General features: G+C 46.1%; 10 protein-coding genes and 1 riboswitch. Of the genes, 7 read left to right on the forward strand and 3 right to left on the reverse strand.

The features are described 5' to 3' along the window. Window positions 1-20 precede the first annotated feature (20 nt). The 3 genes from IEY09_RS02085 to IEY09_RS02095 all read left to right on the forward strand — a co-directional run bounded on the left by IEY09_RS02085 (window position 21) and on the right by IEY09_RS02095 (window position 2,119). Window positions 21-323, forward strand: coding sequence for a hypothetical protein (locus tag IEY09_RS02085; RefSeq protein WP_188869652.1), 303 nt, complete (start codon window positions 21-23; stop codon window positions 321-323). Window positions 324-476: 153 nt separating this feature from the next. Then, complete coding sequence (locus IEY09_RS02090) at window positions 477-1,679, forward strand: DUF418 domain-containing protein (protein WP_188869654.1); 1,203 nt, start codon at window positions 477-479, stop codon at window positions 1,677-1,679. 11 nt (window positions 1,680-1,690) lie between these two features. After that, window positions 1,691-2,119: a DUF1294 domain-containing protein gene (locus IEY09_RS02095; protein ID WP_188869656.1), complete on the forward strand. Its 429-nt coding sequence runs from the start codon at window positions 1,691-1,693 to the stop codon at window positions 2,117-2,119. Window positions 2,120-2,340: 221 nt separating this feature from the next. On the opposite strand, the gene IEY09_RS02100 is transcribed toward IEY09_RS02095, so the two are convergent. Then, window positions 2,341-3,672: a short-chain fatty acid transporter gene (locus IEY09_RS02100; RefSeq protein WP_188869658.1), complete on the reverse strand. Its 1,332-nt coding sequence runs from the start codon at window positions 3,670-3,672 to the stop codon at window positions 2,341-2,343. 221 nt (window positions 3,673-3,893) lie between these two features. On the opposite strand from IEY09_RS02100, the gene bamJ reads away from it, so the two are divergent. Further along, window positions 3,894-4,364: a BamJ family beta-barrel-assembly machinery protein gene (bamJ, locus tag IEY09_RS02105; RefSeq protein ID WP_188869660.1), complete on the forward strand. Its 471-nt coding sequence runs from the start codon at window positions 3,894-3,896 to the stop codon at window positions 4,362-4,364. A gap of 66 nt (window positions 4,365-4,430) precedes the next feature. On the opposite strand, the gene IEY09_RS02110 is transcribed toward bamJ, so the two are convergent. Both IEY09_RS02110 and IEY09_RS02115 read right to left on the reverse strand, forming a co-directional pair. Further along, window positions 4,431-7,037 (reverse strand): glycosyl hydrolase family 18 protein, encoded by a 2,607-nt coding sequence (locus IEY09_RS02110; protein ID WP_188869662.1) that lies wholly within the window; start codon window positions 7,035-7,037, stop codon window positions 4,431-4,433. A 103-nt stretch (window positions 7,038-7,140) separates the two neighbouring features. Next, a riboswitch (cyclic di-GMP riboswitch) is annotated at window positions 7,141-7,229 on the reverse strand. Between the two features lie 467 nt (window positions 7,230-7,696). Then, a complete protein-coding gene (locus tag IEY09_RS02115) occupies window positions 7,697-8,497 on the reverse strand; it encodes an ROK family protein (RefSeq protein ID WP_188869664.1) in 801 nt (266 codons plus the stop codon). 360 nt (window positions 8,498-8,857) lie between these two features. Here IEY09_RS02115 and IEY09_RS02120 point away from each other — a divergent pair, with 360 nt between their 5' ends. From IEY09_RS02120 to IEY09_RS02130, 3 genes are all read left to right on the forward strand, one after another. Beyond that, window positions 8,858-10,663: an aminopeptidase P family protein gene (locus IEY09_RS02120; RefSeq protein WP_188869666.1), complete on the forward strand. Its 1,806-nt coding sequence runs from the start codon at window positions 8,858-8,860 to the stop codon at window positions 10,661-10,663. 900 nt (window positions 10,664-11,563) lie between these two features. Then, complete coding sequence (locus IEY09_RS02125; protein WP_188869668.1) at window positions 11,564-13,132, forward strand: methyl-accepting chemotaxis protein; 1,569 nt, start codon at window positions 11,564-11,566, stop codon at window positions 13,130-13,132. A gap of 314 nt (window positions 13,133-13,446) precedes the next feature. After that, on the forward strand, window positions 13,447-14,748 hold the full coding sequence (locus tag IEY09_RS02130) for a DEAD/DEAH box helicase (protein WP_188869670.1): 1,302 nt from the start codon (window positions 13,447-13,449) through the stop codon (window positions 14,746-14,748). The last annotated feature ends 49 nt before the right edge of the window (window positions 14,749-14,797 follow it).

The following is a 14,797-nucleotide window of genomic DNA, read 5'->3' on the forward strand; positions in this document are numbered from 1 at the left end:
ATTATAAGTACGGATCACATTTGAAAATTACCTTGCACCCTAAATACCAATGGTCAGACTTTAAACATACCAAACAAATAGAAAAACTAATTTGGAGCACTTTAGAAGTTACTGATATCGGCGGCTCTTGGGATTATTACAATTTTACGTCTGACAGCTCTGTCTGGTGTAATGGTGAATATTCTTTGACATTGCAATATATGGACGAAAAAAAGTTGCAGTGTATTGTGGTAACAAATCCTGAACCCAGAAACGTAGAGTTAAATTTGCTAGTTGAAATTTTCCTAAAAAAATATGGACTCATTATTAAGTTCTACGAATAAGTTTGTGAAGTTCGCCCTATAAGTTGGATAGAACACTTATACCACGCTCACCCTAAGTATTCTTTCGAAGGGTCGAATGTTAAGCTAACGCCTTGTATTATCAGCTCGAATAATCCGAGGCTGACTCGGTTAATTTTCCCCAATAGCAAAAGGATGCCTGCTATCAAACCTATCACTCAAGCTGCCAAAGATCCTTGGGCAAATCCCTCAAAGGCGAATCACACTCACGATCACTCGATCCCAAGTACTCGCAATGCCAACCTCGATGCGATTCGGGGCTTAGCCGTCTTGGGGATATTTTTTATGAATATCTATTTTATGGGGATAAGTTTTTATGGCTATGCGCCCCATCAAATCCCCTTACTTTCAGACCAAATCCTCCAAAGCGTTAGCAATTTCTTTATTGAAGGGCGCTTTATCAGCCTATTTTCTATCCTTTTTGGTGTTGGGCTTTATATTCAATTTCAGCGATTTAGCAACAAGGGCTTGGCCGCTTATTCGCTGCTAAGCTCACGCTTGAAATGGTTAATTGTCTTTGGCCTGCTCCACGGCATTATTATCTGGCCCGGTGATATTTTACTGACCTATGGGATCAGTGGATTTTTAGCACTTTGTTACCGTGATGCCAGCATCGACGAGTTAAAACGTAAGGCCAATATTTTTATTTTCATTGCCTTAGTGATGATCAGCTTAATAGCGCTTAGCGGCAGTGACGAACTGTTTACCCGCGAATCAGTGCTTTTTGCCGAGCAATACAGCGCTTGGACATCGAGTTACCCCAACCAACTGCTGCTGCATTTAATTCAAGTTGGCTATATGGCGCTCGTGATCCCTTTTACCTTAATGTGGTTTACGGCAGGCTTAATGTTGCTGGGGATGGCACTCTATCAACAGGGCATCTTTGAACAGGGTTTTGACCGTAACACCTTACTCAAACTCGCTTTAGCCACCTTAGTGTTATCCTCCATGGATACCCTATTAGGCTTAACCGAAAACCCCATACTGGTGATGTTTTCAGACATTCTAGTCATGCTGAGTGCTATTCCGATGGCGCTGATTTATATCCATATAGTGGTTTATATCTGCCAAAACCGCTCGACCGTGCTAAAGCCACTGCAAAATGTCGGCAAACTCGCCTTTAGCCTTTATATTCTGCAATCTATCGTTGGCGTATTTATCTTTCGCCACTTTGCCCCAGAGTTACTGTTAACCCTCAATAGAGGCGGTTATATGGCAATAGCCTTGGGTTATTCGCTACTGCAATTGCTGCTTGCGAGTGTATATTTATGCTACTTTAAGCAAGGGCCGCTCGAAAAACTCTGGCGCCACCTTGCCTTTAAATCCATTCGTCCCTAGCACCAGAACAAATGAACAACAAAAAAACGACTCACACCCGCTCGCCCCGCACCTCAAAGCCGAGAGTGATTCACAGCAAGGCGAGTTCGATGCCATTGTTATTAGCGCAGGTCTTTCTCGCCATGTTAATTGGCGCGGCTTGGTGGCATATGCTGCCAGTCGCGATTGCTGGTTTATATCTGGCGCTGAGTTTATGCACTTTTTTCACCTACGCCGTTGATAAATCAGCCGCTAAAAGAGGTAAATGGCGCACCAAAGAAAGTACTTTGCACCTGATGTCGCTGATGGGCGGCTGGCCCGGTGCACTGTTTGCCCAGCACCTTCTACGCCATAAATCAGTAAAAACGGCCTTTCGTAAACTGTTTTGGCTAACGGTAGTAACCAACTTGGCCTTGCTGGGTTATGGGCTCCAAACCGGAGTGATGGATAGATTGATTTAAAGCGCGCATCTCCAATCAACCTGAAATCCCCAATCAACCTGAAGATACGAATGTCAGAGTGCCTACAAGTTGTAGAGCCCTTAGGGACGCCAATTCAAGGCTCATACATAACAAAATGTCGGCCACATTTGGAATTAACACAATACGGAAGTCGCAATGAAAAAATTAGCCCCGTTAACTGTTACTTCTTTTAACGGGGAAATTTTGAGCTATATCAGTACTTAAAACCAGCTTAGGGCAATACTGATAATGACCCCTGTGATAATCAACTGCATTAAACAGAATCCCATAATATCCCGCGCCTTTAATCCGGCGATGGCTAGCACAGGTAGAGCCCAGAAAGGCTGAATGAGATTGGTCCATGCATCACCCCAAGCTACGGCCATAGCAACACGTGCCACATCGGCGCCCAAGGCTTCGGCAGCTGGCAACATAATCGGCGCCTGCACCGCCCATTGTCCGCCGCCCGAAGGCACAAAAATGTTCACAATGCCTGCGCTGATAAAGCTCCAAAATGGCAGGCTTTCTGCGCTGGCAATGGCTACAAATCCTTCGGAGATACTTTGGGCTAAACCCGATTGCATCATCACCGCCATAATGCCTGCGTAGAAGGGGAACTGAATCACAATGCCCGCACCGCCTTTAATCGCTTCGTTAAGACTCAGCAATAAACTGCGTGGCGTTTGATGCAGCGCTATGGCAAGGAACAAAAATAAAAAGTTAACTAAATTAAGGTTTAAGCTGCCGCCCTGCACTGCAAAGTAATAGCCTAAATACACCAGCCCTGCGCCGCCCACACTCCAGCCCAGTAAACGGCTATTTTCTAATGTATCTGCGGGACGAGTAATAGCGTTTGACGCATGCACTGTGTTGCTCTCTTCACTACTCACATTTTCAAGCGCCTTAGGGTCGATATAGATGCTGTCTTTTTCTTCTGGCAACATAAAACGGTTTACCAGTGGCATCACCACAAACAAAATCAGTACTAACAGCAAGTTAAAACTGGCAAAAATGGTCTCACTGGTAGAGATAATGCCAATTTGTGATTCTGAGAAATGCCCCACAGTGGCAATGGTTAACGGAATAGACCCCGCCAAGCCGCCGTGCCAAACCACAAAACCCGAGTACGCACTGGCAACCAATAAACGGTAATCCACTCGTACCTTACGGGCCAACGCCTTGGCAAATAACGCGCCGACTACCAAACCAAAGCCCCAGTTAATCCAACTGGCAGCCAGAGAAACCAGCGTCACTAAGATAATCGCCTGCGGCGCAGACTTAGCGAGTCCGGCGATAGCATCGAGCAATTTTTTTATCGGTGGTGAGCTGGCGAGCATAAATCCCGCCACCAGCACTAACAGCATCTGCATTGAAAAACTCAGCAGTGCCCAAAAGCCATCGCCCCAGTAACTGATAACGTCCATGGGTGTTTTTTGCTCGGCGACCACGGCCGAAATCATCACGACTAACGTGAGAAGTAAGACAAAAATATAGGGATCGGGTAAATAACGGTCGACAAGCTTGACCAACGGTTTTGCGGCTTTAGTTAACATAGGACTATCCTTGTTTATTCTTCTTATCTGTTTTTATTGAGTTTTTATAGAGTCTAATGCCACAGGTTAAGCGATATCTAAAGCTGGATAAAGCCTTCGGATGCTTTTAAAGCGTGAGAAAATGTAACGCGAATCATCCACGGCTACGCGCACGAACATCGCTAGCCTCTCACGCTAAAAAACTGATAACATAGCCAAAATTGACTAAGGTGTTCCTTAAAATGAAAATGTTACTTGCCGTTGTTGTGATTGCTGGGGTGATTTTTTACTTCTTTACCTCAATGAATAACCAAAAAGCGGCCAAAGAAAATATCCGTTTAGGTAATGAATTTTTAGCACAAAATAAAACCAAAGAAGGTGTACTCAGCACAGCTTCAGGTTTGCAATATCAAGTGTTACAGCAAGGCTCTGGTACTGTTCATCCTAAGGCGAGTGATACAGTGACTGTGCATTACCATGGCACTTTGATCGACGGTACCGTATTTGATAGCTCGGTCGAGCGCGGTGAGCCCATTGCCTTCCCGTTGGATCGGGTGATTAAAGGTTGGACCGAAGGCGTGCAACTGATGGTCGAAGGCGATAAGTATCGCTTCTTTATTCCAAGTGAGCTTGCCTACGGCAATCGTAGCACTGGCAAAATTGGCGGTGGTTCGGTACTGATTTTTGATGTTGAACTGTTGAAGATAAATTAATTTCTGCATTAAAAACAAAGCCCTGTATTGCAGGGATTTGTTTTATTTAAGCGTTATTAATATCCTTTACGGGCACGCTGCTGCACCTATATCAGTCCAAACGGACGCGACACCGGGCACATCTCCCTTAGTCCACCATTTTGCCTGCCACTTGCGACCTTTATAGTTAGTGGTCGCGCCGCCGTTGTAGGCTACGCCCGCATCCCAACCTAACTCAACCTGACTCAACAATTGCCATTGATCGGCGGTTCTTGAAGGCGTATTGCCTTGAGTCCAGTATTTGGCCTTCCACACCAATTGATTATGACTAACGGTATTGCCCGTGTTGTAAATACTGGTCGCATTCCAAACGGGATAATTTGCCGCGTTGGGATCAGTAGCATCACATTGCTCCCCCGTCACCTTAGGCGTTACAGTTAAGGTCAAGGTAGCACTGGTATCTAACGCACCATCAGAAACTAATACACTCACACTATACTGAGTCGATTGAGAAACACTCGGCGCCGTGATCACAAGGGTGGCACTGTTTTGTCCGCTCGCCGCAAGGCTGCTTGGCACTGTCCATGCGTAGGTGAGGCTATCGTCATCTGCGTCGGTCGCAGTCGCATTGATACTCACCGATTGCCCTGCTTCAACTGTCACGCTCGCAGGCACATTTACCACAGGCGCTTGATTAGGTGTATCTGCCTTATGGGTAATGGTCACAGTATCCGTTGAGGATAAACCTTCAGGGTCAGTCACTTGCAAGCTAAACACATACACGACATCGGACTGCGTCGCTGACAACGGCACCGAGGCATTCGCTAAATCTGCGTTGCTAATCACTAAACTTGGGCCTGAAACCTGTGTCCATTGATAACCTAAAACTGCGTTTTCAGGGTCACGCGAACCACTGCCGTTAAGTTGTACATCCACTGCGCCTGTGACAGCCACATCTGCGCCCGCATTTGCGATAGGTGATCTATTCGCTGGCGGAGTGGTTCCCTCGCCATGGCCTAAACCTTCGTGCATGGCATTGAGAATATCGCCATTATCGGCATCCAATTCCCACGCAAACAACCCACCTAACTGATTTGCCAGCACATACTGACCTTTGGCTTTCACCGAACGCGCATCGTCGAAAGTGATTAAGTCACCTGTAGATGCATTAAAGACAGAAGGCGCTTCTGCGGTTTCGTCATAGGCATAACTCCAACCAGCCCCCATGTAATCCTTGGCAATTTGGCGATAATCAACCACTCCGGCTTCCCAAGTGCCTTTGACTTTACCCGTCGCCGTGCCAGTGAATGGATTGTTACCACTATAGCCACTCACGCCAGTCCAGCCTCTACCATACATGGCCGCACCAACCACAATCTTACCTGGCGTGACACCTTGCGAGAGCAATGCTTTAACACCATTATCTGTGGTATAGCGAGTATTTGGATCCCAGCTTGCCTCGTAGAGATTGGTTTGATGGCCGAGTTCAGTATTAGTCCAGCCACCGTTAAAGTCATAACTCATCAGGAAGATATAATCCATATACTGCTGTGCAGCCTGATAATCAACTTTCGCAATCTTGTCATCGCCCGCACTGATAGCAGAGGTAAGTTCATAGGTGCGTCCGGTTTCAGCACTCAACTCATCGAGCATTGCCCTTAATTCGCGCATTAAAATGACATAGGTTTGACCATCATTGGCGTTACCTAAGCTTGGATTTGCGCCGCTGCCGCCGGGGAACTCCCAATCAATATCCACACCATCAAAGAACTTCCAAGTTTGTAAAAACTCTTTCACCGAAGCTACAAAGGTATCGCGCTTGGTTTTATCCCCTAAAAAGTAGAAGGGATCAGAGAGCGTCCAGCCACCAACGGACGGGAGGATCTTCAAATCGGGATAGGCTTGCTTTAATGCCATCAATTGGCCGAAGTTGCCTTTGTAGGGATCGGAGTAATCGCTCACACCAGCTTGTGGCATTTGCACCGCTGCCCAAGGATCGTGAATCGCCACTTTAAAATCAGCACGGCCAGCACAGGCACGCTGTAATGCCTCAAAGCTACCCTCAATTTCTTTTAAACTATCATTGATACCGTTGCCGCCACAAATGGGCGTAAAGCCATATAAAATATGAGTTAAGTTTTGCGCGGGCACCTTATCCACCGGGAATTTACGCCCGTAAACACCCCATTCAACAAAATAACCCCCGACCACTTTGCCTGATTTGTTCGCATAGGGGCGATTGTTCTCTTTTAGAGATGCATTCAGTGGTAGTAAATGGCTACCATCGGTATCTGCTACGAGAATTTCTTTAGCATCGCTCTTTGTACAACCATCGCTGTTACATAGTTGCACTTGCATCTGATAACGGCCACCTTTATTCACCTTAAACGTTGCGGTTCCAGAAGTGCCAGATGGCCCTTCCCATACGGGGTTGCCGTTCAGCAAAACTTGCGCGGTATCACCAACATTGCCACTCCAAAGGTTCCAATTAACGGACACATCGGCAGCATCTTTAACCTTTACCAATTGATTGTAAGCAGAAGCGGATTGATTTACTTCGATAATAGCGAACTTCGTTTCGCCCCATCCTATCGTTGGTTTGCCTGGCGCGGCAGCCAATGTATGAAAACTGGCTGTCGATGCCAGCACCGAAGCCACCAACATCGCTGCGGTGGATATTTGAGTTTTAAACATGATAATTCCCTATTGAGTAAGTTATGCATCAATAAGGCAAACAAAGCATAGACAGGAAAAAAATCTTAACACCATGCGCATATAGCGACACGAAGAAACAACCTGCGGTATCCCCGCTATCATAGGTATTCACAAACCTTTAGACCGGAGGCTTTGCGTCCCAACCTTTCGATTGGTTTGCCTTTCACACCAATGACAACGTTGTCATTGTGGTAACTAGCATAGGCTGCAACCAAACCCAATTGCAACCAAATAACAACATTTTTAGTGCAAAACTCGTTACCAAAAAGGATTTTTCGTCAAGAATACCTACGGGGAATAAAAATAATTATCTGTATTTAAAAGAAATTAATAGGATAGATTTAGCTGTCATGACAACCTTTGGTTTGCTCTATCAGCCGGAGTGTTTGTTCACAATATCGAAACGATCAACTGGGCCGTTCGCTATACTATGTATGTCAAAGCGACTAAACGCAGAGAATAAAAATGCGATCATCGAATAAAAGTGTTTAAGTTAACAAATAATTAAGTTAACAATCACTTGGGCCCGATGACCGCATTGTTTCACAACAATTTTATCAGCTCAATTCACCCCAAGTTTATAGGGTAATTGCACTATCAAGCATGAGTAACACGAAGATTTGAGCTTAAGCTGTCGGTTAGTCACTCGCGCTAACTTTATCCGAAAAATCCCTTGCCAAGATCACTGATAAACCACGGCAAACCAAGGTTTCCATATCATCGACGCGATTAATCTTCATTTCGGCTAATGGCGCACTCAAGGCCATGCGTCTTAAACTATCCAGACACCCTTTATAGTAGGGCGCACTGTTCATCATGCCGCCTGCTAACCAGATCCGATTGGGATTAAAGAGATTTACAGCCCACGCCAATCCCATACCGAGATAGGTGCCAGAACGGTATAAATCATCGGCAGTGGAAATCTTACGACTACGGATAGAATCACCACTGGCGAGTTGCTCTAAACTAAACTCACCCGACTCAGTCATCACCCGGCAATGCCCTAACTCACCAGCCACGCCAGTTGCACCGGTGTACGCTTTGCCGTTAAACGCAATCGACATACCGATACCGGTGCCACACATGACTAACAACTCACAGGCATATTTTTCATCACAGGTTGCCTGCATGCCCGCATCGATATCATTACAGATAAACTTAAGCTGACCTTGGGTTTTCAAGGTATCAAAACTCAACCCATTTAAACCGGGCAAGGATTTACAAGATACCAAACGATTCTGTTGTACAAGCCCTGGTACAGCGATCGCTAAATGGTAATGCTGTAAGTCATAATCCCGTTCCAACGCCGCGATTTGATTATTTAAGTCTTCTATTTTAAAGCCTTCACCCGTGGGGATTTTATATTGTTCTGTATGCCCCTTGAGTTGAAGTTCGAACAGGGCTTTGCTACCGCCCACGTCTATTGTTAATGTTTGCATCGCCAACTCCACTGATACATGTGCTCCCCTCTGACCCCGAGCGGAGATGGCGAATGTTAGCATAATGGGTCAATATTAGCGATTGAATAAAACTTAAGTAGCTAATTTGTAAGAATTAGTAACGACTTTTAAGTGATAAAGCTAACAGTTCAATTTAATTGTTTGCGAAAGATCACAGCCATTTTGCTCACAAAATGTCGGCTAAAACACAAAATTGTATACAAAATCCTTTATTCCATATCTTGCATCTTAGTTGCTGAGCTTGCGATAATCGCCGTCAATTTGCATCCTTTTTGCCAGCATTACCCATGATAATTTGGCAGCCTACCTCTGTAGCCAATGCCATCATTTGGAGCCCCTATGTCGTTACCATCGTCGTCACACAATAAGATTGCCAACCGTCTTGCCGCTATTCGTAGTGAGCTAGCAAACGCCAACCTAGATGCCTTTATCATCCCCCGCGCTGATGAATATTTAGGGGAATATGTGCCAGAACACAACGAGCGTCTTTACTGGGCGACGGATTTTACGGGTTCGGCGGGCATGGCGATTGTCCTAAAAGACAAAGCCGCCATTTTTACCGATGGTCGTTATACGGTACAAGTGCGTTTACAAGTCGATGCAAACCTCTTTAGCTATGAAAGCCTGACAGACACTCCGCAAATCGAATGGTTATGCGACACGTTACCCACAGGTTCACGTGTCGGATTTGATGCCCGTTTACACACCTTAGCCTGGTTTGAAAACGCCAAAGCGACGTTAGCGAAAGCCCAGATTGAACTGGTTGCCGTCGAACAGAATCCGATTGATAAGCACTGGCAAAATCGACCTGCACCGTCGAGCGCAGCTATCACCTTATTTAGTAATGAAAGTGCGGGTAAGACCAGCCTGCAAAAACGGACCGAGATTGGCGCACTAGTCAAAAAAGCCGGCGCCGATGTTGCGCTGATTGCCGCTTTAGATTCTTTCTGCTGGCTGCTTAATATCCGTGGTAATGATGTTCCTCGCCTCCCTGTCGTGCTCGGCTGCGCCCTGCTCCATGCCAATGGTGATATGCAGCTGTTTACCGATTTGAGCAAACTCCCCGAAGGCATTGAGGAACACGTTGGAGCGGGTGTGAGCTTTAACAGTGAAGCTTCACTTGCCGATACCTTGGCAAGCTTACAGGGTGTGAAACTGCTGGCCGATCCCAACTCTGCTAACGCTTGGGCGCAAAATCTTGCCCGCGATGCTGGCGCCAAATTGATTGCTGGTATCGACCCAGTCTCTCTGCCTAAAGCCCAAAAAAATGCCGCCGAATTAGCGGGCATGCGTGCCAGCCATATCCGTGATGGTGTAGCAGTGAGCCGTTTTCTTGCATGGCTCGATGCCGAAGTCGTGGCTAATCGTCTGCACGATGAAGCCACTCTTGCCGACAAGTTAGAAAGTTTCCGCCTCGAAGATCCCAAGTATCGCGAGCCAAGCTTCGACACCATCTCCGCCGCTGGCGCCAATGCGGCCATGTGTCACTATAACCATAACAATGGCACGCCTGCGATGATGACGATGAACAGCATCTACTTAGTGGATTCTGGCGCTCAATATCTGGATGGCACCACGGACGTCACCCGCACCATCGCCATTGGCGAAGTAAGTGATGAACAGAAAAAGATGGTGACACTGGTACTTAAAGGCCATATCGCCTTAGATCAAGCCCGCTACCCTAAAGGCACGACAGGCCAACAACTCGATGCTTTTGCCCGCCAACATCTGTGGCAACATGGGTTTGATTACGACCACGGCACAGGCCATGGCGTCGGCCATTTTCTGAGTGTGCATGAAGGCCCACAGCGCATAGGTAAAAATCTTAATGCTATCGCCTTAATGCCTGGCATGGTGTTATCAAATGAGCCAGGTTATTACCGCGCCGACAGTTTTGGTATTCGCCTCGAAAATCTAGTGGTAGTGCAGCATTGCGAAGCCTTAAAGGGCGCCGAACGTGAAATGTATGAATTCGATGCCCTAACGCTGATCCCAATGGATGCTCGCCTTATCGATAAGAGCCTGTTAACCCAAGGCGAAATCGACTGGTTTAATGCTTACCATCAGAAAGTGTTTAATACCCTGTCGCCTTTGATGTCTGGCACTGAACTAGAGTGGCTCACACAGGCGACAAAAGCTATTTAATGACTCATAGTTAAAACCCCTCGTAACTAGATAAACCCAAGACACACTGTCTTGGGTTTATTGTTTTAGAGTATTGAAGCTACACCATTTTAGGTTTGTGCGTCAGTAAACCGCAGATCATCATGTAATACCAACAACATTAGGGCATGTTGACGTTTCAGGGTTATTTTTGCAGCAATTTGGCTGATGTTTATGCAAGGCAAAGTCCGTGCTGTGTAGCATTCTACATAAACGGACGATAACGCAGCAGAAACTTCAGCCAAGTGCTGCCCGAAGGGTTCGTCTGGCAAGCACTTGCTCCTACTTTCTGTCATAAGAGCCGCTCGTCATTTGAGTAAACTACACATCATTCCTCGCTTCGTGAGCATGAGCTTGCCAGAACGAACAAAATTTAATCTAGAAACGTCAACACGCCCTAGATATCTAATCAATTCGGACTATCACTGGTATTTCAATCCAAGGTGCATTGACGCGACTTTCTTTTGAGTCAGTGCAACATGTGGGCACAATGCCTGTGAGGCTCACAAAGGACGACGAATATTCACTATATAAAGCGCTTTATGCACTGACGTTGGCTTGTATAAACCCTCTCCCTATTGCTTCAAAACAACCTTATTAACCTGACAAAAACCGCTAATACTAAAGTAGATATCACACTAAATATGCCGATGAACAGGATAAACACTCGTTTAAATAGCAATAAAAAAACTAATATTTTTAAAAAGTTAGAAAAATAAAAATGCATTACTTTTCTTATGGATAATGCTAAAAACCACTCTCCAATATCCACACAAAAATGATACCATTATCACATAATTAGCCGCCCCCCATGAGAGTCGGCACAAGCTTTAGCATTACATTTACCCTAATCATAATATCGGCCCAGAATGGACACATGAAATGAGCCAGAGTAACCCTAGTCACAATAAAATCAGTAACAACCATCATCACGCACAAGAGATCCGCCTCACTCCTCAAGACGAATTGATTTCCACCACAGATACCCGAGGGATTATTACCTATGTTAATCAACGATTTGTCGAAGTATCAGGATACCGCACCGAAGAATTAATTGGGCATCCGCATAACAAAGTGCGCCATCCCGATATGCCTAGTGCCGCTTTTAAAGAGATGTGGCAAAAACTAAAATCGGGCCAATCTTGGCGTGGCATAGTTAAAAATCGCTGTAAAAATGGCGATTTTTATTGGGTTGATGCCTTTGTTTCTCCCGTGTTTGAGAATGGCACAATTGTTGGTTATCAGTCGGTTCGTCTGCAACCACAGGCAGCCTATGTCACTAGAGCAACAGCTATTTACCGCAGGTTATTGGACAATAAATCCATTGCTAAGCCACTTAGTTTGATGCAAAAACGTGTTGTCTCTGCTGTAGTTGCATCGACAGGATTATTAATTGCGGGTTACCTTTGGGGTTGGGGAGTGATTATCGCTGGCGCGATTTTAATGGGCCTTAACTTAGCTATCTTCTACGATGAAGCCTTTCGTATTCCGGCCAAGTTGATTGATATGCAAACAAAATACGATTCTATAAGTCGCTACATCTACTCGGGAGCTGACACCTCATCGATTCTCGATTTTCAATTGATTTTATTACAAGCCAAGATGAATGGCGTACTCGGCCGCACTCAAGATCAAGCTAATCAATTGCATGCGATAGCCGATCAACTTGTGGTCACCACTGAACAAACCTATGCCAGCCTAGATCAAGAGAAAAACCAGCTCGAGCAACTGGCAAGTGCAATGGAAGAAATGAGTTCGACGATTACCGAAGTTGCTCAAAACACTCAACGAACCTCAACCAGCATTAATACCGCCTATGATCTCTGCCTAAAAAGCAGCGCCAATATGAAGGCTAATACCCAAAAGGTCGAACAGCTGGCTAAATCCGTCGCCGATGCAGCGAATAATGCCAATCTGCTTAATCAAGAAGCTGAACGAGTTGCCAGTGCCATGGGTGAGATTGATTCTATTGCTGAGCAAACTAACCTGCTTGCCCTCAATGCCGCCATTGAAGCCGCGAGAGCGGGTGAACAAGGGCGCGGCTTTGCAGTGGTGGCCGATGAAGTGCGCGCCCTATCGAGCCGCACTCAGTTATCGACCAACAGTATTTCGCAGAGTGTCGATAAGATGTTCAGCATGTTAAATGCGTGGGCAAAAGAAATGGAGCAAAGCCGCCAACATGCAGAGCAATGCGCTAACGACATTCAAACCTCCGCCAAAAACGTCAACACCATTTACCAAGAAGTCAGCGAGATCCACACCTTTGCACAGCAAAATGCGGTGGCCGCTGATCAGCAGCGCCAAGTGGTGCATGAAATCACCAACAATATTCATTTCATCACCCAAAGCAGCAGTGAAAACCTCGCGGCAACGCATCAGATTGGTGATGCCGCCAATCATTTAAAACACAGCGCTGAAAAAGCACTTGGCCTACGCCGCGCCTTTGGCTAGCTGTAATGCCGCGCGATTGTCGACACACAATAGCGCGGCATCCTTTATCCAAGCCAATCCACGCCTTAAGTTAATCCTCTATTATCAGCAAAACAGCAGCAATATCGTTATAAACAGCCAAAGGGTTAAAAAGTACAGGTTTTAACCGAAAATTTTGCTATACTCCGCGCCCGCCATTTTTCTGACCGCTAAGCGTTAGAAAGGCACAAACAAGTGCGTTAACGTTCGCCCATGGCAGAATACTTTGCTGTAAAAGTGTCTGTAATAGGGTGAGGCGCTTGAATGATTGAATGAGTGAATGACAGGAATCCAAAATGAGATTTGAATCTTTTAGTTTTTGCCCCGAGATTTTACGCGCTATCTCAGATTGCGGTTATCAAAAAATGACACCGATTCAGCAGCAAGCGATCCCAGCCATCCGCCGCGGCCAAGATGTGCTCGCCAGCGCGCAAACCGGCACAGGTAAAACCGCCGCCTTCGCACTGCCGATCCTACAAAAAATGGTTGAAAACCCAAGTGAAACCTTAAAATCTAACACGCGGGTATTAATCCTCACTCCGACTCGCGAACTTGCCGCCCAAGTAGCAGAAAACGTTGAAGCCTACAGCAAGTATTTAAATTTCAGCGTATTAACGATCTACGGTGGCGTAAAGGTTGAGACTCAAGCCCAAAAGTTAAAACGCGGTGCCGATATTATTGTCGCGACCCCTGGCCGTTTACTCGAGCACCTTACCGCCTGTAACTTAAGTCTGTCTAGCGTTGACTTTTTAGTGCTCGATGAAGCCGATCGCATGCTGGATATGGGCTTTAGTGCCGACATTCAAAAAATCCTTCAAGCGGTCAACAAGAAGCGTCAAAACCTACTGTTTTCAGCCACCTTCTCCAGCGCAGTGAAAAAACTGGCTAACGAGATGATGGTCAAACCCCAAGTGATCAGCGCCGATAAACAAAACACCACCGCCGATACCGTTAGCCAAGTGGTGTATCCGGTAGAGCAGCGTCGTAAACGCGAGCTATTATCGGAGTTGATTGGTAAGAAAAACTGGCAACAAGTGTTAGTGTTTACCGCGACCCGCGATGCAGCGGATACTCTGGTTAAAGAATTAAATTTAGATGGTATTCCCTCTGAAGTCGTCCACGGTGAAAAAGCCCAAGGTAGCCGTCGCCGTGCGCTGCGCGAATTTGTATCCGGTAAAGTACGTGTGCTAGTGGCGACCGAAGTGGCCGCCCGCGGTTTAGATATTCCCAGCCTTGAGTATGTGGTCAACTTCGACTTACCCTTCCTTGCCGAAGACTATGTTCACCGTATAGGCCGAACAGGTCGTGCAGGTAAAAGTGGCGTGGCGATTTCATTTGTGAGCCGTGAAGAAGAGCGCACCCTAGCGGATATTGAAAAGCTAATTGGCCAAAAAATTCGCCGCATTACCGTGCCAGGATATGAGGTCGGTAGCCGTGAGTTGTTGTTAAAACAGCTGCAAAACCGTCGCAGTTTTGCCAAAAAACAACAGCGACTCGACAACGTCAGCGAGCAGATCATCGCCGAAAAAAGCATGCAGGGCCGCCGCGTGAAAATGAAAGTTGGTCAAGCCCCAAGCAAAGGCAAAAAACTCAAATAATGTTGTGTTGATAACTATCTTAACGCGCTAATTTAATACACTAATAATA

The organism is Shewanella xiamenensis (assembly GCF_014647135.1).
GTDB classification, from domain to species: domain Bacteria; phylum Pseudomonadota; class Gammaproteobacteria; order Enterobacterales; family Shewanellaceae; genus Shewanella; species Shewanella xiamenensis.